We start from the raw sequence: 25,517 nt of genomic DNA, 5'->3' as shown, positions 1-25,517 counted from the left end.
TGATGTGCAGCGGCGACGTCAGGCAGTGTTCGGTGCCGCGTTTTTCTCTTAAGTCGAATTATTAAGCATTTTCTCCCACGTGCCGATAACACTATAAGTTCCACCATGGTGAGAATGAGAAAAGGCAATGGACAGACGTGGGACGAGAGGGCACCGTGCGTGCTGTATTTTCCTGTTCCCGAATGAAAGGGTGAAGCATTAGTTGCCGCTGAGCAGAATGTTATTCCTTATTTTCCGAATGGCTGATATCGCCTTGTTATTGCACATCAACAATTATTTGCATTGGGGAAAGTATGGATAATTTTCAAAAAGAGATTGAAGAGAGAACAAATCTCACCTCATCAAACCGATTTGAACTTTTGTTGTTCCGACTGGGGGTATCTCAAGAAGAAGAGAAATCCGAGTTATTCGGTATCAACGTGTTCAAACTGCGCGAAATTGTACCCATGCCTACGCTGACCAAAGCCGCGGGTATGGCATCTCCGATGATGGGTATTGCGAATATTCGCGGAGAAATCATTCCGGTGATTGACCTCCCGTCTATCGTCGGTTGCGTGCCAAAAACTGGACTAAATATTCTGCTGGTGACTGAGTACGCCCGGAGTACACAGGCTTTTGCCGTGGAATCCGTTGACGATATCGTGCGCCTTGAATGGAGCCAGGTACTGGCTGCCGACGCGGGTGTTAAGAGCCGCAATATTACCAGTATCGCGCGCTTGGATAACGATCCTACGAGCAACCGATTGGCACTGGTGCTGGATGTTGAACAGATTCTATATGACATTATTCCTGCTAATCGCAATGTTCAAATCGACAGTGAGAAGACCAAGGCATTTGAACTTAAGCCCGGCTCAGTCGCGATTGTGGCTGAAGATTCTAAGGTGGCGCGTTCGATGCTTGAACAGGGTCTGAAGATGATGAATATCCCTGCCGTGATGCATATCACTGGTCTGGAAGCGTGGAATAAGATCAAGAAGATGGCCGATGAAGCGCGGGCCGAAGGGGTACCTATCTCGGATAAAATCGCCTTTGTGTTAACCGATTTAGAAATGCCGGAGATGGATGGTTTTACCTTGACGCTGAATATAAAACGCGATGAGTTCTTAAAAAATATTCCGGTGATAATCCATTCGTCATTATCGGGTAGTGCCAATGAAGACCATGTCCGCAAAGTGGGGGCAGATGCTTATGTGGAAAAATTCGAAGTCAACGAATTGGAAGCCGCCATCCATAGCGCTCTGGATTCAAAGAAAGCGATAAACGCGTAACCACCATGATACCTACGGCCTTTTCCTGCCTGCTCATATGAGCAGGAACGGGCCGACTGATCACCCTAGCCTAAAACCGTTATGGCACTGTGCTATTTAACGACCCGCGATACTTCCCTCTACTCACAATTTTAACTCTCGCACATCTTCTATCATTTTCTCCACATTTCTTTCTTCGCCAGAAATAGCCAATGGCAATAATTTGACCTTCATCACGAAAACAACAAAACAAAATAAAACAACAAAATGCCAATTTGTGATTTTTAATTTCTAATTATCTTAATTTAATGGAATATTAGTTTGATTATATGATTTTTTAATTAAATTATTGGTATTAATCACTGTTGTGTTAGTGGGGTTAATGGATGGTTTTATGTTGTTTAATGTTGCTTTGAATTATTATTTCTGTGATGGTGAATTGCAGTTAAAAACATAATAACACTTTCTAATATTTCTTATCTTTTGAGGCCCGACATGAAAAATGTAGCAATACTCGGAAGCAGCGGGGGAAATCTGTTCAATCTCGGTGGTGCCTACCCCGAAAGACTTCTACAAGAAATCTATACCCAACTCCACTCTGCTGGGTTAGGTGTCAGTGCGGTGCAATTTATTGCAGCGGAAGAGTCGATGGATGTGGCAAAGCCGACCACCGCCGCCGCCGTTTATTCAATAATCGCGGAAGAAGGGGATAAACCACGGATTAGCTTCCAGGGGAAACTCTCCGAGGTGAATGACGCGGTAAAATCATCGGATGCGGCCATTGCGGCACAAATTCGAGCCGGTGATATTGATGGCATCATTATCATGAGTGCCGACCCTGATCGCAGTAATAAAGACGCTATTTTGGCGGCGATAGAAAAGAAAATCCCTATTGTGGGCACTGGCGGCACCTCGATGGCAATTATCACCTCCAAAGGTGCCAATGTGATTGCCACCTCTGGCACAACTGGAACCAATAGCCGCACACGGGCTATCTCTTTTACCGCCTCGCTATGCAAACACTGGCAGATAAAATATACCCCAGTGCTGGGCAGTAGCGAGGCCAACATGCCGGGCAGTGACAAGAGCCTGCTAAAAAGAATCAATATCCGTAGCATCATGATCCCAGCTCTGCCTGGTTTTATCGCCATGGCTATTGTATTGGCGCTAAGCCATATCCCAGGGTTGCAATCACTCAATGCCATTTTTGAACTGTTGTTGAAGGGGTTACCGGTTATTGTCGCGGTTATTGCGGCTAAACAGGTTTCTGAGCTAGATGAAGTGTCGATTGTGGCGGGGGTTGTCGCCGGGGTGCTGTCGGTAGAAGGTGGCTTAATCGGCGGTATTTTGGGAGGGATCGGCGCCGGTATTATGGTGCGTTACCTGTTCGGGCTCTGTCTGAGATGGCAATTCCCAATGACCACCATCAATATCGTAGCGGGTGGTTTGTCCGGTTTATTCTCCGGTTTAGTGATGTATTACCTGCTTAGCCCATTGGCATTAGCCGCTGGTGACTATATCAAATTGGCTATCGAAGCCACTCTGGCTTTTAGCCCGATTTTAGCCGGATTACTGGCCGGTCTGGTTATTTGGCCAGCTATTCTGGGTGGAGTTTATCACGCAGTTATATTGCCACTGGTATTACTGGAAATGGAAAAGTCCGGTGTCAGCTTCCTCGGCGCGGTCGATATGGTCGGGCTGGTGATGGTGGCAGCCGGTATTAATCTGGCAAACGTGATTGCTCCGCGCGAGAAAAGTGAAGCCGCAGTAGCTGCCCCAGGGTTGTTAATTAACCTCGGTTTTGGGACGTTCGTCGAATCTGCTTACCCGTTCATGTTTTCTAATAAAGTCGTCTTTGCTGGTGCAATATTCTCCGCCGGCGTTGGCGGCATGTTGCTGGGATTATTAAATATTAAAGGCGTGGCATATGTACCTGCATTCGCCTCCCCATTCTTGTCGAATAACGCTTTTTATATGGCGATAGTCATGGCGGTAACACTGGTGTTGACCTGTGTAATCACCCTATTAGCCAACAAGTTTGTCGCAATTAAAAAAGCAGTACCCGAATCACCAACACCAGGGATCTCGGGCTAAGAGTTAACAATTAAAAAAGCCGTTTTATATAAATCAAGTAGAGGTAAATATGTTCAACGCTGATATGAGTAAGAAACGTTCCGTCGCTATGGATAAAGTACGAAATGCAATTTCATTACATGGCGGTCAAACTATTCTCAGTACTGGAATAACCGGAGATGATGCTCGCTTAGCGAAAGCAGTATGCGATTCAGGTGTTAAATTATTGGAACCTAATCACCCGGCGTTGGCACTGGCTCGCGGCCATAATGGCGTGACAAATATGCATGCTGCGGAGCGTATTCGTCATGAGATAACCATCGGCCAAATGGCACAAGCCGTGCGGGGGGTGCGTAATGTGGTGGCTGACGATATTTTTATTACCGTCGGCATCGCCGGGGGCTTTACTGAAACTGTACCTACACCCGTGACAGAACAAGATATTTTATTGATAGCTCAATCAGGGGCTGATGGTTTACATACCCATAAGTCCAGTTTTGAAGATTTAAAGGAACTGGTGGATTTAGCCCATAAATATGGTCTGACGGTGGATGCTTATATTGGTCATCCGAGTGACTTGCATACCTTCGGTATTGCCGCTGAAACCCCCGCTGATGTTGCGCAAGTGGCTAAAACGATGGAAGCACTGGGTGTTGATATGATTGGTTTAATGACTGGCATGAGCTACGAAGGTGTCAGTGCGGGTGATATTCCTGATGCTATCAAACAGCGGCTTCTGGCGTTGGTCAGTGCGGTTTCGGTACCAACATTAGCAGAAGGGGGGATCAATCTGGAAAATGCCAAAGCATTTAAAGATACCGGTGTAAATATTCTGGTGGTGGGCACCGCCATTGATAATGTTGTCTGCAACGCGGCAAAGGATGTGGTATCGCGCTTTATTACCCACTGATAGTATAATGTGAGCAAGGAGGGAGAGTATATTAGCAATAATATATTCTCCCTTTTTTATTGGAGTCAACGTATGTATAAGTTATTAGCACTTGATCTTGATGGCACGTTACTCACTCAGTAAAACCAGCAATCATTATTATGAAATAATGAAACATGGCATCAGTAAGGGGTAAGGATTGCATTATTTATCTCAGCACTTAAATATCAGTGCTCAAGCCATGGTCAGTATTGGCGATCAGCAGAATGATATCAGTATGTTTCAGTTTTCTGCTGTGGGTGTGGCAATGGGGGAATGCCAGTGATTTTGTCAAATCTTGTGTGGATAGGGTAAGTCAGGATAATAACCAACACAGGGTCGCTTTTACCATTAATCAACTCTGGCCGGTGTGATTGAATCGCCTTTTGTTTCATAAAATTATTCAGTAGAATGACACTATGTATCGCACAGTTTCGGGCCGCTATTCCTATGAATCAGATCAAACGTAAACAGTTTATTTTAGAAAAGCTGGATAGTCTTGGTGAGGTTTCGGTTATTGGTCTTTCTGAAGAGTTGGGTGTGACGTCTGAAACCATCCGCCGTGATCTTTCCTATTTAGAAAAGAGCGGTGAGGTCACTAAAGTCCATGGCGGTGCGATAAAAGTTCAGAATATACAAGAGGGCAGTTTTGCCCAACGAATGGATTTAAATCGCCAGGAAAAAATGCTAATTGGTCAATATGCTGCATCGTTGGTGACTGAAAACGATACTTTATTTATTGATTCTTGTACCACCACACTTATTTTTGCTTCATTCTTACCATTAGTGAAGTTTACTGTTTTTACTAATTCATCATTAATTGCTGATCAAATTAAAAGTAAAAATAATATGGCTGTCGTGCATGTATTAGGTGGTGAATATAATCATACCTACAAGGCTAACTTAGGCATTCAGACCATTGAACAAATGAACGATATTCATACTGATTTCACTTTCGTCGGAGTTGGCGGAATAGACAGTGATTTTGGCGTGATGGTAAAAAATTTAGATGAAGGGCGTATTGCCAAGAAAATGTTGGCGATGGGCAGACAGAAAGTTATTTTATGTGACACCAGTAAATTTGGCCAAAGTGGGTTAATGAAAATAAGTGACATCAATGATATTGATATTATTGTCACCGATAAAAAGAAGAATATTCATAAACAAGCAATTGAAGCTATCTATTCAGATAAAATCATCTACGCCAATTAATATTATTTTACAACACCCACCGCAATAGCGGGTGTCTTTATATGTATTACCTCAGCATTTTTCAACGTGCATTGCACTACGAATACCCGGTTTGAACCCGTATTGTTGAGCCTGCCAGACAATAATCAACCCAAGGAGTAATAACCCCAACACTGTCCACGGGAAACTTACTGCTCCGGCGCTTTGTAACAACAGGCCACCGATGATCCCGCCCCCTGCAATGGCTAAATTCCAAGCCACCACAATCATTGACTGCGCCACATCGGCATTTTGTCCTGCGGCATCCGCCGACGCGGTTTGCAATAGTGTGGATGCGCCACCAAAACTGAGGCCCCAGAGCAACATGCTGCCATAAATCGCGGAGGGGGATCCCCCGGCGATTGCCAATATCAATGCAGCCAGAATAAAGGTACCAAGACTCAGTAATACCGCGCCACGTAACCATCGATCCACGACTAATCCGGTGAAGCAAGTTCCCGCTAGCGCACTGACACCAAATACCAACAGCACTTTATCGAGCTGATTTTCCAACCCGACTGGGGTGATAAAAGGGGCAATATAGGTATAAAGAATATTATGTGCCAGCATCCAAAGGACAATAACCGACAAAATGGGGCGTATGCCAGGGGTGGTGAACACTTTGCGCACCGGTTGCTGCTGTTTGGCCGATTGCCCTGGATAATCAGGTATTTTCACGATAACCCAGACAATCAGCAGCAAAGTTAATCCCGACATAATGGCAAATGCATTGCGCCAACTGAGCACCATACCCAGCCATGCCCCCAATGGTACCCCTAGTGCCAGGGCGATAGGGGTGCCGGTCATGGCGATCGCCATTGCGCGCCCTTGTTGATGAGGTTGTACCATACGTCGTGCGTAACCTGCGATAAGCCCCCATGCCAGTCCAGCGGCAGCACCGGCCATAAAACGGGCCAGTAAGGTTAAACTGAACCAAGGCGAAATAGTGGTTAAAGTATTGAATATGAAAAAACCGACAATGGCGCTGAGTAAGGCTTTACGCCGCCCCCAACTGCGGGTCAAAGTAATTAAGGGGATCGCAGCCAGTAACGAACCCAGAGCATAGAGTGTCACCAATTGGCCAGCCAATGCTTGTGAAACCCCCAATCCTTGGCCGATCTGCGGCAACAATCCAGCTGGTAATGTCTCGGTCATGATGGCAATAAAGCCCGTCATCGCGAGAGCCAATAATGCCGAGAGAGGAAAGGGCGCTGCTTTCATTATTGTTTCCCGACGCCATAGATGGCGTCCCGCAGATCGTTGACAAATTGCCCGGACATACCTTCGTATAGGGTATTAGTTAATGCGACTGCGGATATCCCTTGAATCCTATCAACAAACCATGAGTGACCATATGCACCTCCCCAACGCCATGTACCAACGGACTCAGGTGAATCAGCCTCGTGTGGATCGCGCAAGACCGAAAAGCCTAACCCGAAGCCCAAACCGGGAGAGTCAGGTAAGATAAGACCCTGAATTTGGTCTCGGCCCATCTCATCGACTAAAGCCGCTGGAAGCAGTGGTGAGCCACCCCGACGTAGCGTTTCCAGCAAGCTCAACAGGTCGTTGGCACTGCCTATCATCCCCGCACCGCCAGAAGGGAAAGCATGGCGATTGAGTGCACGGGCAGGGGAAAATCGAATACCGATGGTATCGGGGAACGCGGCGACAAGTTCATCTTCCTGCAAGGGGTGTGGCGCAGGTGTATCACTGACATAAGGCGTAGCTAGCCGACTGACATCATGGGTGAAAAAATCCGTGTCCTGCATATGTAGTGGCTCGGTGACCAATGCCCTTACTGCTTGATCTAATGGCCGACCACAAACTTGCTCGATAACTGCACCTAATACATCAATTGCCAATGAATAAGCCCATGCAGTTCCTGGGGCATAATATAGTGGCACATCGGCTAACCGACGTAAGTTCTCGTTGAGTGTGATTGCTGATCGATCCATGCCATCGGAGATCCCCGCGCGCGCATAGGGCCCATCCTCATCAGCTTCACAAAAGCGATAGCTCAAACCGGCGGTATGGCTGAGTAATTGGCGTATCGTAATGGTTGGTAATTCCTCATTTGCCAGCCGGGGTTGAAAGTCAGGTAACCAGCGCCGGATATCGCCATCAAGGTCGAGCTTACCCTGTGCGACTAATACCATTGCTGCTGTAGAAACGATCGGCTTACTGATGGATGCCAAACGAAACAGGGTATTGGAGGTCATCGGTTGTCCGGTTTCGCGATCCGCCCATCCTGCTGCCCGGCTGAAATGTGTCTCGCCGTTAAGCGCCACCATGACTACGGTACCCACCAAGCGCTGTTCGGTGAGCGCCTGATCAATCACTGTATTAATTCTGGCTGCCAGATGCACTGGCTGTATTGGCACTAACGAACTCGCAGACATAGTAATTCCTTAATCTGAATGAAGACTTAACCATAGATGGCCATCTAACAATAGATAACTACGCAATCAGGAAAAAGTGGGGTAGATTTCCAGTATTAGAGGATAAAAATGTCCGCAATCGGAGCCGTGATGGATAGCCTAAGCAGTCTGAGTGTTTTTGTTCAAGTGGCCGAGACCCGTAGTTTTGTGATGGCAGGGCGTATATTGGGTGTTTCCGCTTCAGCGGTTGGTAAGAATATCGCACGGCTCGAGGGGTGGTTAGGCGTGAGATTATTTCACCGCAGCACTCGCAGCATAGCACTGACTTCCGAAGGTGCGCTTTTTCTTGAACGTAGTCGGCGGATTCTTGCTGAGGTAGAGGCCGCAGAGCTTGAGCTGTTACAACTTACCGATAAGCCGCGCGGCAGGTTGCGGGTCAGTTTGCCACTGGTGAGCACATTGTTGTTACCCGTATTGGCCGATTTTATGCTCGCATACCCCGACATTGAGCTAGATCTGGATTTCAGTGATCGGATTGTTGATGTGGTCGAAGAGGGATTTGATGCCGTCGTCCGCACCGGTGAACTGACTGATTCCCGTTTGTCAGCACGTAAGTTGGGGCAGTCCACCATGCTACTGGTGGCATCGCCCGCCTATCTGGAGCAGCATGGTGAGCCTATGCACCCTGTTGAACTGGCGAATCATATCTGCCTGCATTATCGTTTCCCTAACAGCGGAAAATTGGAAACCTGGCCCTTGCCTAATGAGTCTGATTTGCGGATCCCAATCTCGATGGTATGCAACAACATTGAAACCAGAATGTGTTTTGCTTTAAGAGGATTGGGCATCGCCTGCTTACCGGATTTTTCGATGGGAAAGGCAGTGGCGGAAGGCAAATTACGAAGCTTGCTGGATAGTTATGTAAAGCGCACAGTGAGCTTGCATGTGGTGTGGCCTTCCGGGCGTTATATCACGCCTAAATTACGGGTATTTATCGATTTCCTTAGTGACAGGATGTTTGCGGGCAAATAGCCACTTAAGCTATAGGCGAAAAGTTTTTAGCACAGGATGATTGGCACCTTGATAATCCGGCCGTGGGGACATTACTTTTCTTCAGTCAATAAGACTTTTTTGGCTGCTTCAAGAAATTCATCCGACAACTTATCCCCGGCGGTGGCGCGCGCCAGTGTTAATGCACCGGACAACATAGCAAGCTGTGCCAGCGCGTGTTGCCTGCGTTGTTCTTCATTTTCTATATCAGAAACAGACATTAATCTGTCTAGCAGGGATCTCACGCCACTGAGATAAACCTCTCGCACCGGATTCTCATCATTCTCACGTGCCACATCGCTGGCTAGCGCAGTAATTGCACAGCCATCTTCTGCATGGTCACGGTGGGTGGTTGAGAGATAAAGTTCGACTAACGTGCGCAGATTATGATGCTCGGGCTGGCTGCTGATTTGCTGCCAACGGGTGCTGGAATCGTCGAGCGCTTTGCGACTGGCGATAGCCGCCAATTCATCTTTAGAGGTAAAGTGTCCATAGAACCCGCCATGAGTCAATCCGACCGCAGCCATTAAATCGTTGACGCTGACACCATTCAAACCCCGGGCACGGAAGAGTTGTGAAGAGGTCTGTACGATTGACTCGCGATTGAGTGCCATCTGTTGCTTTGATACTCGGGCCATACATTTCTCCTGATTGAACAGGCAGCATCATAAAGTATGCCATGCTAGCACATCAATAGATGTTGCCTCTCATCAATACAGATCTTGATTCATGCCCGCGGTGGTCGGGGGGCGATGATACGCGTACTATCGCCGCCCTGCGCCCGTGCCAGAGTGTTGGCGATTTGTTCGTGTGGCGTTCCCAGAGTAATCGCGCTGACCTTATCAAGACGTGCCACTTGTTCATCACTCAATATCACATCTAATGCTGCCAGTGTGTCATCCAGTTGGGCTTGGGTACGGGAGCCTAAAATAGGGATTAGGCTGGTAGGGGAGTTTGCGGCTTTATGGCGCAACCAGGCAACAGCAATATGTAATGGTTGCACGTGGTGTTCCTGTGCTATTGCGATAACTTCATCGAGTAGCGCAGTATCTTGCTCGGTATGCACCAATCGGCCCGCAAAACCAAGTAGACGACCTTCATCGCTTTGACGATATTTTCCTGTCAGCAATCCTCCCCCCAGAGGTGACCACAGTGTGGCTGCTAAGCCGAGTGCTTCGGCCATCGGCAGTAGTTCACGTTCAGCCGTTCGCTGTACCAAACTGTACTCTACCTGAATACCGGCAATACGTGACCAGCCGCGTAATTCTGCCAAGGTATCTGCCCGTGCAATGCGCCATGCCGGGAAATTGGAAAGCCCTGCATACTGTATTTTGCCTGCACGAGTCAGGTCGTCAAAAGCGCGCACAATTTCTTCAAGAGGCGTTAACTGGTCATCAAAATGGGCCCACAATAAATCAATGCGGTCGGTGTTAAGCCGTTTAAGGCTGCTTTCCACGGAAGCAATCATATTGCGGCGGCTGTTTCCGGTTTGAGCAATCCCCGCATCCGGTTGTGCTCCCAGCGTATATTTTGTTGCGACCACAAAACGATCACGTTCCGCAGCAATGAACTCTCCTACGATCTGTTCAGATTGACCGAATTGGTAAGTATCTGCGGTGTCGATGAAATTACCCCCGGCCTCGGCATAGCGGTCAAATACCTGTTTTGCTTCCTCTTTTTCCGAGCCATATCCCCAGGCAGTACCAAAGTTACCGGTACCCAGTGCCAGTTCGGAAACCCGTAGGCCGCTATTACGACCAAAAGTGGTGTATTTCATATTGATTCCCCATCCCAACAATTATTTATGATGACCAACATCTATTATATATGACATGCATAATCTATTTGTGCAAGTGAATCCTCTTTGACGCTTAGATGATGATTTTGGGGGGCTATTGTTATTATTGTTAGGCGACACATTTTATTAGAATAAACCCATCAATAAATTGTGGATTAATGACAGCGTAATCTTGCGTTACCGACAAGTTAGCCTATTATTTGAACAATTTAGCGTTGTAAGTGCTGCTTTGTCTGGTTTTCCCTCCATCCGACATTTTTTCCATCGATTATCAAAGTTTCCTTCAGAGGACGTCACGCACAACTTCGTATTCAAGCGTGGGGTGGATTTACCGTGGGCATTTGGATACCGAAGGCCAATGTTGAACTTGAATGCGACCTTAGCCAGCTTGAACGAGCTCCAAGCATCATAAAATCAAGATGACCTCCAGTATGAATAATGGGTCCGATCGTCGGTCTGGCACCGGAATTCGGTATATCAATTTATGGCGCGACGAAGGCTTTTGTGTTGTTCCTCCCTCAGGGACTGAACCTGGAGTTATAAATAGCGCTAAGAGAATCACATATTTTAATCGGATAAAAGTGTCTGAATCGCCATGGAGCGAATACACTCTTCTACGATGCCGTTTTTATTTGCATTACGTTCATCATCTAATTGTTGAGTGATATCACTGCCGTCCGAATGACGTTTCCTCTCTCGGGAACGCTCTGGTTTTAGTCGGTGACGATCCTGAGTCGGACTTTCTTTTATAGGCTGTTCGTTCGCGAACGGTCCCTGCATGCAACCAAGGAACGAAAGATGGCCTACGCAACAACCAATCCCTACACCGGCGAAACGATCAAGACGTTTTCTGACGCCACTACTGCCGATGTTGCTCTTGCTCTGGATCAAGGCGATGAGGCATTCAAGCAATGGAAAAATACTACAATCGCCGATCGTGTTGCCGTGCTGCAAAAGGCGGCCGACTTGCTCCGAGCCAAGCATACCGAATACGCCAAGTTGTTGACACTGGAGATGGGTAAGCTACTGGGAGAGGCCGAAGCGGAGGTTGAACTGTCGGCGGCTATCTTTGAGTACTACGTCGAGAATGCGCAGCAGCAACTGGCGCCGGAGAAGCTGCATTCTAAAGACCCTGCGGTAACCGAAGCGTGGCTGGTGCATGAGCCTCTAGGCATCATCCTGGCTATCGAACCGTGGAATTTTCCTTACTACCAGATAGCTCGAATCATCGCGCCGCAGTTAGCGGCCGGGAATGTCGTGATACTCAAGCATGCGTCTAACGTACCGCAATCCGCCGATGTGTTTGAGAAGCTAATGCTTGAAGCCGGCCTGCCGGTAGGCGGATTCAAAAACCTCTACGCTAGCCGTGAGCAACTCGAAACCATCATTAACGATCCGCGTGTACATGGTGTTGCGCTAACGGGTTCGGAGGACGCTGGCGCTGTGGTTGCAGCACAGGCCGGTAAGGCATTGAAGAAGTCAACGATGGAGCTGGGTGGTGCTGACGCCTTTGTGGTGTTGGAAGATGCTGATCTGGACAAGGCCGCTAAGTGGGCGGTGTTTGGCCGCCACTGGAATGCCGGCCAGGTGTGCTGCTCGTCCAAGCGTATTATCGTGGTCGAGGCTATCTACGACGCTTTCCTTGATAAGTACACAGCTGGCGTTGCCCAACTCAAGGCCGGCGATCCGCTGGACCCTGCCACGACTCTGGCCCCGCTGTCCTCACAGGGTGCGGCCGACGATGTGCGTAAACAGGTGAAGGAAGCTGTCGGCCACGGCGCGACCCTGACCGTGATTGGTGCTGAGGTGCCGTCGCAGGGCGCCTTCGTGCAGCCGGTGTTGCTCACCGGCCTGACTAAGGATAACCCGGCGTATTACTGGGAATTCTTTGGCCCGGTATCGCTGGTCTTTAAAGCCAAAGATGAAGCGGAAGCTATCGAGATTGCGAATGACTCGCCTTTCGGCCTTGGCGGTTCGGTGTTCACTCAAGACATCGAACGGGGCCGCAAGGTTGCAGCTCAAATGTCTACCGGCATGGTCTACATCAACCATCCGACTGCGGTGAAGGCTGACCTGCCATTTGGCGGTGTGCGCCGCTCAGGCTATGGCCGCGAGCTGATTGGTCTCGGACTGAAGGAGTTTGTCAATCATAAGCTGATTGGTGTGACGGATATCGATGGCGGCTTCTGATCTGCTCTGCAATTTTTAGTTATTCAGAATAAGATTTTATTAAATTGTTCGGAGATCAATAACGGTGCCGAAGCACCGTTATTGATGAGAGCTAATAACGATTAGAAGTTGTATTTCACCCCTAACATCACTGCAGTATCGCTGTAACCTTTGTCGCCCAATTGCTGGCCGACGTTACCCCAGACATTCAGTTGCTTGTTCAATTGCCCCTCAACACCCACTTTCAGTTCACCGATATTCTTCGCGCCAGCTTGTTTCACTTCAACCGCGTTCATATTGGTGCCAAAATCTTTGGTGTTGTGGATCCAGTTGGCTTCCACAAACGGTTGGAACTCGCGATCCTTGCCATTATCACTTTCGTGGTGGCCTTTCATATAAGAACGCAGCCCCAGACGGGTCTGGATATTACCGTCGCCTTGACCACTCACCTGAGTACCGTTTGCTTCACGGTGCTCGTCAGCCTTCACACCCATCCAGGTGATTTGGGCTTTCGGCTGGATAAAGTACGTTTCGTTCTTAGACTTATTCTCGCCGATTTTAAAGGTGTAGCCGCTCTCGACCGACGCGGTGATCCCTTTCGATTTATACTCTTCCGTCGCCAGACCGTCGCCCTGCACGCTATTGTTAAACCAGCTGTACTGCGCCCAACCGTCAACATACAAGCCCGACTTGTCTTCGTCGTTGGCATACCAGGTGCTGTACACCCCGGCGGTGTAACCATCAACCGAACCACTCGACTTATAGCCCGATTTCGCGTGGGTGTCGCTTTTGCTATTACCGTAACCGGCCATCACACCCAGGTGTAAACGGTCCAGACCATCGTTGCTCCACTGGGCGATATCGCCACCCAATTGCATCACATAGCGGTTGCTTTGGGTTTTCAACTGACCACTGGTGTCACGTGAACGGTTATGTCCGCCTTCGTTACGCAGCCACATGCTGGTCACTTTCTGCTCGCCAGTCAGGGCGTCGATATACTGTGTTTCGCCCAAACGATCGTGCAGACGCGTCACAAACATAGTGTTGGCTGCGGCCAGGTTCGCGGTGTAGCTGCCGGCTTCAGGACGTTTAGTTTCCTCGCCTGGGCCCACTGGATTTTCTGGATCAACCGGGTTCTCTGGATCAATCGGCAAATTGCTCAGGCTGGTCAAATACCAGTTACTGGCGTTTGAACCCACCCCACGTACGAGTGAGTAATCATATGCACCCGCTACGATACGGCCAGGGTTCACAAACTCACCGTCGGATTGACCATTCACCTGAATGAGCTCAATACCGTTTAAGGTTTTAGCGCCCGTACCGCCCGCATTATCTACGCTTACGTTAGTGGTGCCGCTGGTGTTACCGTTCACAATCATGCTGTCGGTGGCAGAGCTGTCGTCGCCCAGCGCGGTGTTGAAGTGCAGCAGACCGTTGTTGCCAATATAGTTGCCGTTGACCACTAATTGGTTACCGGTGGTGCCCGTACCGTCACTGGTTTTGTTACCGATAAATACCGTGCCGCTGTTGGTTAAGTCAGTGCCAACGGTAAAGATGTTACTGGCCGGGGCCAGACGTCCCATCGGCGGTACCACCGGTGCCGTTGGGTTGCCCACAAACAGCACGCCCTGGTTATCAACCGCGCCCGCTACACCACCAAAACCGCCCATAAAGGCACCGCTGGCTATATTCACCTGCTGGCTTGCCAGCGTCATGGGGTCAGCACTGCTGCCTAACATCAGGCCACCCGCATTGATATCTGTCTGGCCGGTATAGGCCGCAGATTGTGTCAACGATACGGTGCCTGTGCCGTTTTTAGTCAGGCTGCCACTGCCGCTAATGCTGTTGGCCAGCAACCAGTCACTCGCACTATTGAGCACCAATGCGCCGTCGTTGGTGACCGCCGCCGTCCCCAGATGTTCTGCCTGAGAAGCAGTTAACTGGCTGCCGTTCGTGATAGCAAACAGGCCACTGAACAGGCTGTTATCACCGCTCAATGTGATGTCGCTGCTATCTTCCAGCACCACACTGCCAGCATCACTGATAGCATTTGCTAACTGGCCCGCAGCCCCTTTCAGTGTCAGCAGACCGGCGTTAACGATATTGCCATCGCCCAGACCCGCTGCATTGTTCAGTAACGCTTGTGCGCCACTGGCAAGGGTGGTCACCGCGCTCAGGCCAGTATTGGCACCCTTAACGCTCAGCACATTGGCGGCAATCGTCAGCGCGCCCCTGCCGGTCAGTTCACCCTCAGACACACCGCCCTGGCTCAAGGTTAAGCTGCCACCATTGAGATCAACCGTTGAGCCCGCAGTACTGTTCAGTTCGCCCACGGTTTGGCTGTGACCCTTCATGTCAAAGGCGGTATCTGCTGCCAGTGATAACAGCGAGGTATTCCCCAACACATTATCATTCAGCATCTGCAAGGTGCCGCTGCGTACATCGGTAGAACCGGTGTAATCATTGTCCAGATTGGACAGTGTTACCGTATTTCCTGCACCGGTATCAATCGCCAACTCACCACTGCCCGTCACTTTGGCACTCAAATCCGCCGCAGGACCGGTTTTATTGGTGGCATACAGCGCCAGTGCATCTGCACCGCTGCCCAGCAGTTCAACTTCGGTCAGGCCGTAACCGATATACAAACCGTCGTTACCCGTACCGCTGCTCAGGCGATAATCGTAAGTGCCTTTGGCGACCGTGGTGCCATTTTGTGCAATATCGGCCGTGGTGGCATCGGTAATGACATTGCCATCCTGGTCTTTCAGCACCAGATTGCCACCATTGCCTTGCACCACCACATCACTCACCGCCAGTTGCAGCAAGGTATTGGCATCATCCTGCTCCATGATGGGCAGTACCGGATTGACCGGCGTCTGGCTGTTGTCGACGCTGTCGATGTCCACCACCACCGTCCCGGTGCCCAGCAGGTTCATCTCTTTGGTGGTATGGATAGTGCTTTTCGCCACCGTCTCACCCGGGGTGCCGGTGTTAAATTTCACCGTACCGCCGTCAAAGGTAAGCCCACCGATCGTTTGAATGCCATCGCCTACTGTAGTGATACTGTCCGCGCCCAGTTTCAGGGTGGCATTCACTAATGCTGCGGTGTTATCCGCCGCCAGTTCAAAGGTGGCGTGACCTAATGCCAGTACCCCGTTAAAGGCGTTCTGTGCCGCATTGGCCGTAAAATCAAAGGCATTACCGGCGGTATTAACGGCCATCGTGCCGAGGCCGTTCAACTTGCTGTTAAAGCTCACGGCATTCAGGTTATTAACCTGCAACAGACTGCCGTCACCCAGATTAAAACCGGTGTTGGCATTGTCATCCTGACTGTCACCCAGCGCCAGCAGCACATTGTCCAGTGTCAGCGTTGAGTTATTGATCAGGTTGATGTATTCCATATTCTGGATAGCATCAGCATCACTCAGGGTATACAGCGAACTGTCCAGCGTCAGCGTATCGCTGCCGGTACCGCCGTTCAGTGAGCTAAACACGCCGGTATCGGCTAATGTCAGCCCTTTCAGAATGAAGGCATCATCGCCGCTGCCGGTGGTGAAGTCAGTGCCTTTACTGCCTTGCATCAGGGTCACGGTGTTGTTGCCCGCTAACAGATCCACCTTGCCAACAATTGTGCCACCCGTGGCGTTGGTAAATGCCAGACCCGTCCCAGTATTGGTTACGACAGCCTGCTGCGTGGCGCTGTTGGCTTGAATGGTACCGCTGTTGACGAAGCTGGTGACATAACCGTTATTGATGTCCACCACCGGGCTGGTGAGTGATGTTGATATCAGGTTACCGGACTGCTCGACACGGCCGGTAGTGCCTTTGACAATCAGGGCTGCACCGCCTGCGGCATCATTGACGTTTACGCTGGCACCGGTTTTCAGATCCTGACGGGAGTTGGTGACAATCCCTTTGCCCGCGGCTGAATTGACGTTAATCACCAGACCGGCCGAGTCGGACATGTCCAGCGTATTATCGGTGATGGTGTCGCCGGTGTTGGCAAACAGAATACCGGTACCGCTGCCGTTGACATTGATCGTGCCAGAGTTGGTTGCCGCCAGGGAGGCACCGGTACGAATACCTGCACCATTACCCACCGTCAGCGTGGTGTCTTTTAACTGAATACCGGTAATTTCCGCTTTGTTTTCAATCGCATTACCTGTGCCGCCCGCGGTCATGGTGATGGTTGCGCCATCCACGGTCAGTGCTGTGGCACCGGTATCAAGCAGTACGCCATGGGCAGTGCCGCCCGCTTTGGTTTCACCGTTACCGGATAAGGTCAGGCTCGCCCCCGCACCCAGCAGATAAGCGGCGGTGCCGTCGGTTGCGTTGACGGTACCGCTGTTATTCACGGTAGAGTTAGCACCCTGAATATTGACCGCAGTCCCATTGACTGTGATGAGGTTTTGGTTGGTCAGAATCCCGCCGTCTACCAGCACGCCAGTACTGCCTGCTTGTGTAAAATCAATGGAGCCATTGTGGATAAGCTCACCGCCATTACGGGCGATATAGCCATAGGCACCAGACGCGGTGTTACCGGTGGTCAATACCGCCGAACTGGTTAAGACAGATTTTCCGGTAGCACCGGTGGCAATACCATCCAGGCCGTAGTAGTTGCCATCGACGATACCGGCAGTAGCCCCATCACCGCTCAATTCCAGGCTGGCATCTGCCGTGATGGTGCCGCTGGCGCCACCCTCGACTTTTACCCCAGTAGAGCCCTCGCCAGAAAGGACCATATCTAACGCGCCGGAGTTAAATGTACTGCCAACACCGGTGACTTGAATAAGAGAAGAATCTTTACCGGTGGCATTCATGGTTGAGGCTGTGGTCCCGATAAAGCTGGCACCCTTATCAACGCGATACAGTGTAGAGCCTTCGGTTGAAACCGTTTCATCACCCGTGGCAATGTTATTGACGCTAGAGCCCGTACCGTAAATCAGGTAGCCCACCTGTTTTTTACCTGAAACAAACTCAACCTGACCGGTACCGGAGACATTAATGGTACCTTTATCTTCAGCAACCACCCCAATAGCACCATCGCCCGCCAGCTTTACCTCACCAGAGAGATTAGCCACCGCGCCCGCACCAACCGCCTGAATACCGTAGTTCGCCAGTTTAGTGGCAGCATCAAGCCCGTTATTTACATAAACGTTACCGGCGTTAGTGGCTGAACTGTTGGTCAGTACTTTGATACCGACGGTATTGATACCATTTATAACGATATCACCATTATTGAAGATATTCGTGGCGTTAGCGCTGGAAGAGATACCGATATTCTGCCCTGCATTTTGTCCGGATACAGCACCAGCACCGTTGAGCTCAATAGTGCCGTTTTGATTGACTACTGTTCTCGCTCCTTGTGCAGCAATAGCTGTAGAGTTTTCAGTTTTGCTGCCAATCACGATTTTACCGGTCGCACTATTGGTAAAGGTAGCGATATTGCTCAGATTAACCGTATCTTGCAGTAATTTGACGGCATAAGACTGGGTCTTAATAGCCAGATCAGTGACGATATCAGTCGCTGAACGCTGTGCTTGACGGCCAATATAGACGGTACCGTTATTTTCAAAGGTAGAGCCTTTCTGAACACTCACCCCTTCGTTCAGATACCCTGTTGGAGGCGATTTATCGATAGTTGCAGCAATGTTAATAGCGCCGTTATTGACGAAGGTTGAGGTACCGTCAATGATAGCTACGCGGGTATAAACACTGCTCCCACGTGAAGCCGTGTTAATTACGCCGTTGTTAGTGACTGAGGAGGCCCCATTAGCCAAAATTGCAGTATGGCTCCCACTGGCGACATCCAGTGGTAAAGTGGCACTCGGTATGGGTTTGAAATCCAGCATGTCAGGGTTAGTCCCCGCGTCCAGAACCCCAGTCGCTTCATTGATTACTGTACTGTCAGTGGCGAAAATAATATTGGTGCCACGAACAGTGCCTGCGGCTGAACCTAATGTCCCAGCGTTATTCAGGGTCGCGCCATCGTTCAATCGCACCACGGAAATATCCGTATTGAACGCCTGAATATTGGCATCAGCACCTATATTCACAATAGCATGTTGACCATCACCATGAATAAAGGCAACACGGCTAGAATCGACCAGGTGATTTACGGCATCATTGGCATCAATCCCCATATCAAGATAGATCGGGGTGACTTTGGGTGTAACCTGGCCGCTAGTAGTTATATAAGCTCGCGCAAGTTCAGCCTGGTAGCCATTGCTGTCCAGTGCAATCGCACCACTTTTAATGCCTGCGATTAAATCATTGTTGTATTTTTGGAAATCAGCAAAGTTTTGAACATTTTGGGCCCCTAAATACGGGCTGGTGAATGCACCGGTAAAGTCATCAAGTACAGCATTCGCCACCGAGGTACCACTGTCACGAATGTTATTGCTGTTACTCCCCAGATTGACTACAGTTTTGGCGTTGTAATTTAAGACTGTATTCTGGGCTGAAGTCGTAGAGTCAACATAGAATCCTGAAGAAGTCGTTGTTGCCGCTTCACTTTTCAGGCTGCCTTTAAGAATGGCGTTAAAATAGTTATTGCTGTCATTAACCCAACCTGCGGCCGTGCTGCCGACAGCCACGGTCAGATCACTGCTATCCTGCACATGGAATAAGTTGCGATTCACATACTGGCCATTTTCACCAACCGCATAAGAAACAGGTACCACAAAATCAGCAAGTGGTTTAATTGACATCGCAGTACTGCTATACACATTAATAGTAATTAATGCGCCAGTGCCTTTCGGGTCAAGGAAAGTTTCAGTAACCATATCCCCTAAATTGAAAATATTTTTACTGATCAGATTCTCAGCACCATAGAGGAAGTTCCCCGGGGGAATATCACCCAGTTTACTGTTTTTGAAACCAACATCACCTTTGGCAATATTGCTAAAACTCCCCGATAAAGTATTGTTGGCCCCACTAAACGTCTGCGTAAAATCAACTTCAGGTGTAAATCCGGGAACACTTACATCCGCAGCAAAAGCAGAGCTCGCCCCTAATGTGAACATCAAGGTGATGGCAATTTGGCTCAGGCGAGAGGGGGTCGTTAAACCTAAAGTTGTATCGACAGTTCCCGAGCAAAGTGACTTAGTTTTTTTTCCTGATTTAGAGATTTCAGATGCAACGTCATAGCGGCCTAAGGCACTATTCCAAATGACTTTAAATACTTTATTCATAGTATTACTCTGATTAGATGCGTAGACCTAATAATCTGGTCTATCCACAAGGGTGTTGGTTTAGAACTGAGTAGGATTGTTTAAAATGTTAAATTAACAATGTTGACCTTTTAATCAGCACAATATAACTCACCCCACTAATTACGAATATAGGAGGGCGATAGGGGTGTTGTAGGAAATTTCCCTAAATTGATTTAATTTATTTATTAAGTGCAGTGCGACTTATTGTAAATGTAAGATGTTTGCTTTTTAATTTTTACTTGTTATTTTTCAGGCTGTTATGTTTTTTATTATGGTTTTGGTGGCGTGGTGTTTCGGATTTATTGGGGCGCTATCTTTATATTGATAGCGGTTGAGTTAACCATAGTAACTGAGTGGGTAACTTGCTGCTATTTTTTCGTCGCAATTATCTCAGCCACAGTTTTATATCTATTCTTATTTCAGGTTACGGATACAATGCTCAATGCGTTTAGTGTGTGATAGTTAAATAAAACTGAATCATTGTTAGATGTGTAATTGATAATCTTAATAAGATGAGAATGAAAAAATGTTTTTAATTATAAATTTAAACTGGAGTGAATTAATCTAGTTATTCAGCACCATTATTATCTTTTGTGTGCAGCTGAATTTATGAATGTTACCAAAAGCGCCGGACAAAGATGCTTTAACCCGTTTTTCTGCAGGTAAGGTTTCTGCAAGCCAGAATAGAGAAACCAGCATCAATGCACCGATAATTGCCAGCAACCAGAAAATGGCGTGCCAGGAGGTGATGCTAATCATTTGTCCGCCGACCAGTGGCCCGGCAATGGGCGCAATAGCCATAATGATCATCAGGGTAGAAAGCATCTGTGCTGCACGAGTACGACTAAACAGATCGCGTATCATTGCCCGTGCCAGCATGGGGCCTGTGCATACTCCCAAAGCCTGAAAGACACGCCAGAAAATGATTTGCACAATATCAGTCGATAATGCGCAGCCCACCGAGCCTATAACGAACAATATCATGCCGGCAGGCGTCGACTAAAGTGGTCACTAATTGACCCTAAAATCTGTTGGGCAAGACAAAAGCCGGTATAGTCAATTCCACATCGCCCTGCAAATCTATTGCCATGACTGGCATGGTAGGTAAATAGATATCGATTAAAAAGCCGGTGATAGCCATTAACGCACTGAGAATTAAAACAAGTGTAAGGCCGCTGGTTTTTCCGGCAGCTAGTTGCGATCGTGTCTGTGAGTTGGCCATGATCATCTATCTGAATATTAAGAGGTGAACGCATGTTAACGGATTTATGCAAAGAGATAATGGCAGGTAGCAGGATAAGCACTATGAGCAGTATTCATGAATACACTAAATAGCGGGTCCATTGAGTATCTTTTACCAGGCAGCCAATAAAGACATGACTCCTGGATACAACTAAAAGATAGTTCTCATGACTGTAGAATTTGGTCCGCACCTTCGGCAAATAACTTAGCCTGAAGGTGAGTGCGACAGCTTAAAGAAGAAGGTGTTGGGAAATCTTCGAAAGTGGCACCCATTTGAGGGGTTATTTTTTACGTATCCCATTACTCATAAATTATTCTCATTATTAACCATAATTGCCGGATTGTTCTACAGTTAAAGGGCGTTAATGCTTTCAAAAGGAAATAGGGTTAGGCTGATAAATAAATACTACCCCTTTTTATTGGCAAGTAATTTTTGCGGGTGATTGGATGATTCACGCATTTTCTGTACTTGAAGATAAATGTAGGACAATACTTTCTTGGGTAAAATCGTTTCGTTATATATCATCAGATAAGCGTGATTTAAGGATTGATCTGCTGCGGGGCATTGCTTTGGTGATGATGGTTGTAGCCCACATTGAAGTGATGTCGCTATTGAATATCTTTACTTGGGAGCGTTTTGGCCTGACAACCGGCGCGGAAGGGTTCGTTATTCTCTCGGGATTTATGTTGGGTGTAATCAATCGCCAGCGTTTAAAAAAAGAAGTTCTGCTAACTATAAGCTATGCACTATATCGACGAGCAGCAAAAATATATGTGGTTAATATAGTGATCATCCTTAGTATTTTACTTCTAGCTAAACTGACGTTCATAAACACTTTCGAAGTAACCCATTTTACCGATCGCTTTTCAAACGTAAGTTATACGTTATATCCACTTTACGACCAGCTAAAAGAATCTTGGTTTAACATGGTGCTCTACTTACAAATCGGGCCTCATCAGAGCCAGATTTTGGGGCTATATTTCTATCTGCTGTTGGCCAGTCCTATTTTTATCTATTTATTGCAACGCCGATGGGTAGGTGTATTGCTGCTGTTATCTCTGGCATTATATATTATCTACCATATTACCGGGATACGAGTTACATCAGCGGAATTTGAGTTTGCTTTTCCATTTTTGGCTTGGCAATTTATTTATGTCTTGGGGATGACGATTGGTTGGTACAAAGAAGAGTTGCTTTCTTTAGCCCATACTCAGGCTGGATTCTGGAGTTTGTCAGTTGTTGTATTATTTACATTAGTAATGATGTTTATTGCACAGAATCATACCAATCCATTTATGCCCTATAACACGATGCTCCATATCATAAATACGAAAAATTTCAATTGGTTCTATCTGAACTTTGCTGAAAAGAATGCATTAGGTCCACTGCGTATTATTAATGATTTTAGTCTGCTAACAACATGTTATTTGGTGTTAAGTTATTTTTGGAAACCAATAAATAAGATGTGTGGTTGGTTTTTAATAACATTAGGCCAACATTCTTTGTATGTTTTTATTATCCACGTGTATGTGGTCTTATTGGTTAGTCAGGTAGTTGATTTTGGTTTATGGCATCGGGCATGGTTGCTAAATACATTGGTTCATCTCTGTGCCTTAATGATGTTATGGCTATTAGCAAAATATGATGTCGGTAGGAGATTTATTCCTAACTGATTTGTATTTTTTTGACTCAATCTTATAAATAGGCTAGAAATGAAAAATACTCCATCGACTTCAGATAAGAATCAGATTAGCAAGCTACGTAATAGCATACTTTATGAACTGAAATATTCTCTCGGAGTGATACTATCAACAGCATCATCCAGTGACATTTTTAGTGCATTAGCACTGGTCGTGCGACGCAACCAAACTGATGATTATTTTAACACTCGGGAACGACATCACCAGGCAAGAAAAAAACGTATCTATTATATTTCTATGGAGTTTTTAATTGGTCAATCTCTGCGGAATAACTTAATAAATCAAGGGATAATGGAGATAGCTAAAGCCGCATTAGAATCTCTTGGGGTAGATTTTGAAGTTATTGTAAAAAGTGAAGAAGATGCAGCATTAGGTAATGGGGGGTTGGGGCGCCTGGCTGCATGTTTCATTGATTCAATGGCAACCTTGGATATTGCTGGCTCTGGTCACGGTATAAAATACGAATATGGCTTGTTTCACCAACAAATTCAGGATGGACAACAAATAGAGAAGCCTGATGATTGGCACTCTGCACACTCACCCTGGCTAATAGAACATCAAAGTCAGGCAATGATAATTCCGCTGTATGGGCGCATAGTCGAAATAGAGGACCAGCAAGGAAATTACAATCCAATGTGGATGGATTGGAAAATAATTATTGGTGTGCCTCACGACTATCTGGTCTCAGGTTATATTAATCATACCGTAAACTCGTTGCGTTTATATAGTGCTTGCGCTTCAGATTCATTTGATATTCATATCTTTAATCATGGTGATTATCTGAATGCTGTTAATCAAAAAATAGCATCGGAAAATATCTCTAAAGTGCTTTATCCCTCCGATGAAGTGTTGGCAGGGAAGGAATTACGCTTAACACAAGAGTATTTTCTGGTGGCTTGTACATTACGTGATGTCATGCATGATTTCTTCTTACTTTCCAGTGATATTAACCAGTTGCCGGATTTTGTAGCCATTCAACTTAATGATACCCACCCGGCCCTAGCTATTGTTGAGCTAATGAGAATATTGGTAGATGAACATACTGTTGATTGGGATATCGCTTGGGATTTGACACAACGGGTTTGCGCCTACACCAATCATACTTTAATGCCAGAGGCGTTAGAGAAGTGGTCAGTTAATTTATTCGAGTTGTTGCTGCCTCGACATCTACAAATTATTTATGAAATCAACCGCCGTTTCTTACTGGAAATACATAGATGGCGTCCTGAACGTGCAGATTTATTAGCATCAATGTCTTTGATTGAAGAGACGCCTGAAAAGAAAGTTCGCATGGCCTACCTTGCTATTATTGGTAGTCACAAAGTGAATGGAGTGGCTAAACTTCATTCGGAATTAATTAAATCGAATCTTGTACCCGATTTTTATCATTTAATGCCAGAGAAGTTCACTAATCAAACCAACGGTGTTACACCTCGTCGCTGGATTCAGCAGGCTAATCCTCGGTTATCGACTTTTCTGGATTGTCACTTAGGCCATGAATGGGTTACCGACCTGACTCTTTTGACTAAACTTAAATCGTTAGCGAACGAACGTGACATTATTGCCGAACTGGCTGAAATTAAAAAATTTAATAAATTAAAATTAAGTCAGATAATTACGCGTCAGCAAGGAATAATTATCAATCCCGAAGCTATGTTCGACTGTCAGATTAAACGAATTCATGAGTATAAACGGCAATTACTCAACATCCTCTATGTGATAAACCTTTACCAGAAAATGCTGAATGGAAGAGGAACTATTTCGCCGAAAGTCCATATATTCTCGGGCAAAGCTGCACCGGGTTATGCCATGGCCAAATTGATCATCCAGTTGATTAATCAAGTTGCTCTTAAAGTGAACAATGATCCTAGAGTCAATGAGCAACTAAAAGTGGTTTTTTTAGAAGACTATAAAGTCTCGCTAGCGGAAAATATTATTCCAGCCGCTGACTTATCAGAGCAGATATCTACTGCGGGTACTGAAGCATCGGGTACCAGCAATATGAAGCTGGCGATGAATGGTGCTTTAACTATCGGAACGCTAGATGGCGCTAATATTGAAATTAGAGATGCTGTGGGTCATGAGAATTTCTATGTTTTTGGTTTGTCTGCGGAGCAAATTGCTGAGCAAAGAGCTAAAGGACGGTCATCATATGATGAGTATTTATCTAATACAGAACTTAAAGAAACTGTTGATTCACTTATTTCAGGTGCTTTTCATGCCGATAAGAACCTGTTTTCACCGATATTTCATATGTTGGTGAGTCACGGTGACCACTATTTCCATTTGGCTGATTTTGATAGTTATTGTTACGCACAATATCAAGCATTGACCGATTATAGCGATACTTACAGTTGGCACAAGCGAGCATTAAACACGATAAGTGGCATGGGAGAGTTTTCCAGCGACAGGACTATTCGTGGATACAGCAAGGATATTTGGAGGGAGGACAACCTTAAGTGAAACATTACAAATCACTCACGGTAT

At 47.1% G+C, this 25,517-nt stretch carries 14 protein-coding genes and 4 pseudogenes; 11 read left to right on the top strand and 7 right to left on the bottom strand.

Features of this window, described 5'->3' with window-relative positions:
* The first annotated feature begins 293 nt into the window (after positions 1–293).
* The 5 genes and pseudogenes from V2A84_RS10725 to V2A84_RS10705 all read left to right on the top strand — a co-directional run bounded on the left by V2A84_RS10725 (position 294) and on the right by V2A84_RS10705 (position 5,460).
* Positions 294–1,268 (top strand): chemotaxis protein, encoded by a 975-nt coding sequence (locus V2A84_RS10725; protein ID WP_442848809.1) that lies wholly within the window; start codon positions 294–296, stop codon positions 1,266–1,268.
* A 474-nt stretch (positions 1,269–1,742) separates the two neighbouring features.
* Positions 1,743–3,341, top strand: a complete 1,599-nt coding sequence (locus V2A84_RS10720; RefSeq protein WP_083159248.1) for a PTS sugar transporter — start codon at positions 1,743–1,745, stop codon at positions 3,339–3,341.
* Between the two features lie 49 nt (positions 3,342–3,390).
* Entirely contained in the window at positions 3,391–4,230 is an 840-nt protein-coding gene (locus V2A84_RS10715; RefSeq protein WP_083159247.1) for a histidine biosynthesis protein, read from the top strand.
* 106 nt (positions 4,231–4,336) lie between these two features.
* Positions 4,337–4,622 (top strand): annotated as a pseudogene (locus tag V2A84_RS10710) (HAD hydrolase family protein); the annotation flags it as partial.
* A 76-nt stretch (positions 4,623–4,698) separates the two neighbouring features.
* Positions 4,699–5,460 carry a DeoR/GlpR family DNA-binding transcription regulator gene (locus V2A84_RS10705; RefSeq protein WP_083163745.1) on the top strand — a complete coding sequence of 254 codons (762 nt, stop codon included), beginning with the start codon at positions 4,699–4,701 and terminating at the stop codon, positions 5,458–5,460.
* A gap of 51 nt (positions 5,461–5,511) precedes the next feature.
* On the opposite strand, the gene V2A84_RS10700 is transcribed toward V2A84_RS10705, so the two are convergent.
* On the bottom strand, positions 5,512–6,699 hold the full coding sequence (locus V2A84_RS10700) for an MFS transporter (RefSeq protein WP_083159246.1): 1,188 nt from the start codon (positions 6,697–6,699) through the stop codon (positions 5,512–5,514).
* Complete coding sequence (locus tag V2A84_RS10695; RefSeq protein ID WP_083159245.1) at positions 6,699–7,877, bottom strand: serine hydrolase domain-containing protein; 1,179 nt, start codon at positions 7,875–7,877, stop codon at positions 6,699–6,701. Before V2A84_RS10695 ends, V2A84_RS10700 begins: the two co-directional genes overlap by 1 nt.
* A gap of 129 nt (positions 7,878–8,006) precedes the next feature.
* On the opposite strand from V2A84_RS10695, the gene V2A84_RS10690 reads away from it, so the two are divergent.
* The gene (locus tag V2A84_RS10690; RefSeq protein ID WP_442849127.1) at positions 8,007–8,888 is read left to right on the top strand and encodes a LysR family transcriptional regulator; all 882 of its coding nucleotides are present in this window, start codon (positions 8,007–8,009) and stop codon (positions 8,886–8,888) included.
* 71 nt (positions 8,889–8,959) lie between these two features.
* Here V2A84_RS10690 and V2A84_RS10685 read toward each other — a convergent pair whose 3' ends face one another.
* Positions 8,960–9,544 carry a TetR/AcrR family transcriptional regulator gene (locus tag V2A84_RS10685; protein WP_083159243.1) on the bottom strand — a complete coding sequence of 195 codons (585 nt, stop codon included), beginning with the start codon at positions 9,542–9,544 and terminating at the stop codon, positions 8,960–8,962.
* 89 nt (positions 9,545–9,633) lie between these two features.
* Positions 9,634–10,683: an aldo/keto reductase gene (locus tag V2A84_RS10680; protein ID WP_083159242.1), complete on the bottom strand. Its 1,050-nt coding sequence runs from the start codon at positions 10,681–10,683 to the stop codon at positions 9,634–9,636.
* Positions 10,684–10,944: 261 nt separating this feature from the next.
* On the opposite strand from V2A84_RS10680, the pseudogene V2A84_RS10675 reads away from it, so the two are divergent.
* Together V2A84_RS10675 and V2A84_RS10670 are read left to right on the top strand one after the other, a co-directional pair.
* Positions 10,945–11,127: pseudogene (locus V2A84_RS10675) on the top strand (pYEATS domain-containing protein); the annotation flags it as partial.
* Between the two features lie 24 nt (positions 11,128–11,151).
* Positions 11,152–11,244: pseudogene (locus tag V2A84_RS10670) on the top strand (SDR family NAD(P)-dependent oxidoreductase); the annotation flags it as partial.
* A gap of 27 nt (positions 11,245–11,271) precedes the next feature.
* On the opposite strand, the gene V2A84_RS10665 reads toward V2A84_RS10670, so the two are convergent.
* A complete protein-coding gene (locus V2A84_RS10665; RefSeq protein ID WP_127891203.1) occupies positions 11,272–11,484 on the bottom strand; it encodes a hypothetical protein in 213 nt (70 codons plus the stop codon).
* Positions 11,485–11,502: 18 nt separating this feature from the next.
* Between V2A84_RS10665 and V2A84_RS10660 the strand changes: the two genes are divergently transcribed.
* Positions 11,503–12,894: an NAD-dependent succinate-semialdehyde dehydrogenase gene (locus tag V2A84_RS10660; RefSeq protein ID WP_083159241.1), complete on the top strand. Its 1,392-nt coding sequence runs from the start codon at positions 11,503–11,505 to the stop codon at positions 12,892–12,894.
* 101 nt (positions 12,895–12,995) lie between these two features.
* Here the strand turns inward: V2A84_RS10660 and V2A84_RS10655 are convergent, their stop codons facing one another.
* Together V2A84_RS10655 and V2A84_RS10650 are read right to left on the bottom strand one after the other, a co-directional pair.
* A complete protein-coding gene (locus tag V2A84_RS10655) occupies positions 12,996–20,066 on the bottom strand; it encodes an autotransporter outer membrane beta-barrel domain-containing protein (protein ID WP_442848808.1) in 7,071 nt (2,356 codons plus the stop codon).
* Between the two features lie 630 nt (positions 20,067–20,696).
* A pseudogene (locus V2A84_RS10650) lies at positions 20,697–21,309 on the bottom strand (MFS transporter); the annotation flags it as partial.
* Between the two features lie 467 nt (positions 21,310–21,776).
* On the opposite strand from V2A84_RS10650, the gene opgC reads away from it, so the two are divergent.
* Entirely contained in the window at positions 21,777–23,003 is a 1,227-nt protein-coding gene (gene opgC / locus V2A84_RS10645; protein ID WP_083159239.1) for an OpgC domain-containing protein, read from the top strand.
* 39 nt (positions 23,004–23,042) lie between these two features.
* A complete protein-coding gene (locus V2A84_RS10640; RefSeq protein ID WP_083159238.1) occupies positions 23,043–25,493 on the top strand; it encodes a glycogen/starch/alpha-glucan phosphorylase in 2,451 nt (816 codons plus the stop codon).
* Positions 25,494–25,517 lie beyond the last annotated feature (24 nt).

Origin of the sequence: Yersinia sp. 2553 StPb PI (genome assembly GCF_052217105.1) — a bacterium.
Lineage (GTDB): Bacteria > Pseudomonadota > Gammaproteobacteria > Enterobacterales > Enterobacteriaceae > Yersinia > Yersinia enterocolitica_E.
The sequence above is the reverse complement of the archived record's forward strand: the minus strand, read 5'-3'. Positions and strand labels throughout refer to the sequence as shown.

Bases quoted from the DNA above. Each gene is read 5' to 3' on its own strand.
- V2A84_RS10725 (WP_442848809.1), top strand. From the start codon at position 294: ATGGATAATTTTCAAAAAGAGATTGAAGAGAGAACAAATCTCACCTCA.
- V2A84_RS10720 (WP_083159248.1), top strand. From the start codon at position 1,743: ATGAAAAATGTAGCAATACTCGGAAGCAGCGGGGGAAATCTGTTCAAT.
- V2A84_RS10715 (WP_083159247.1), top strand. From the start codon at position 3,391: ATGTTCAACGCTGATATGAGTAAGAAACGTTCCGTCGCTATGGATAAA.
- V2A84_RS10705 (WP_083163745.1), top strand. From the start codon at position 4,699: ATGAATCAGATCAAACGTAAACAGTTTATTTTAGAAAAGCTGGATAGT.
- V2A84_RS10700 (WP_083159246.1), bottom strand. From the start codon at position 6,699: ATGAAAGCAGCGCCCTTTCCTCTCTCGGCATTATTGGCTCTCGCGATG.
- V2A84_RS10695 (WP_083159245.1), bottom strand. From the start codon at position 7,877: ATGTCTGCGAGTTCGTTAGTGCCAATACAGCCAGTGCATCTGGCAGCC.
- V2A84_RS10690 (WP_442849127.1), top strand. From the start codon at position 8,007: ATGGATAGCCTAAGCAGTCTGAGTGTTTTTGTTCAAGTGGCCGAGACC.
- V2A84_RS10685 (WP_083159243.1), bottom strand. From the start codon at position 9,544: ATGGCCCGAGTATCAAAGCAACAGATGGCACTCAATCGCGAGTCAATC.
- V2A84_RS10680 (WP_083159242.1), bottom strand. From the start codon at position 10,683: ATGAAATACACCACTTTTGGTCGTAATAGCGGCCTACGGGTTTCCGAA.
- V2A84_RS10665 (WP_127891203.1), bottom strand. From the start codon at position 11,484: ATGCAGGGACCGTTCGCGAACGAACAGCCTATAAAAGAAAGTCCGACT.
- V2A84_RS10660 (WP_083159241.1), top strand. From the start codon at position 11,503: ATGGCCTACGCAACAACCAATCCCTACACCGGCGAAACGATCAAGACG.
- V2A84_RS10655 (WP_442848808.1), bottom strand. From the start codon at position 20,066: ATGAATAAAGTATTTAAAGTCATTTGGAATAGTGCCTTAGGCCGCTAT.
- opgC (WP_083159239.1), top strand. From the start codon at position 21,777: ATGATTCACGCATTTTCTGTACTTGAAGATAAATGTAGGACAATACTT.
- V2A84_RS10640 (WP_083159238.1), top strand. From the start codon at position 23,043: ATGAAAAATACTCCATCGACTTCAGATAAGAATCAGATTAGCAAGCTA.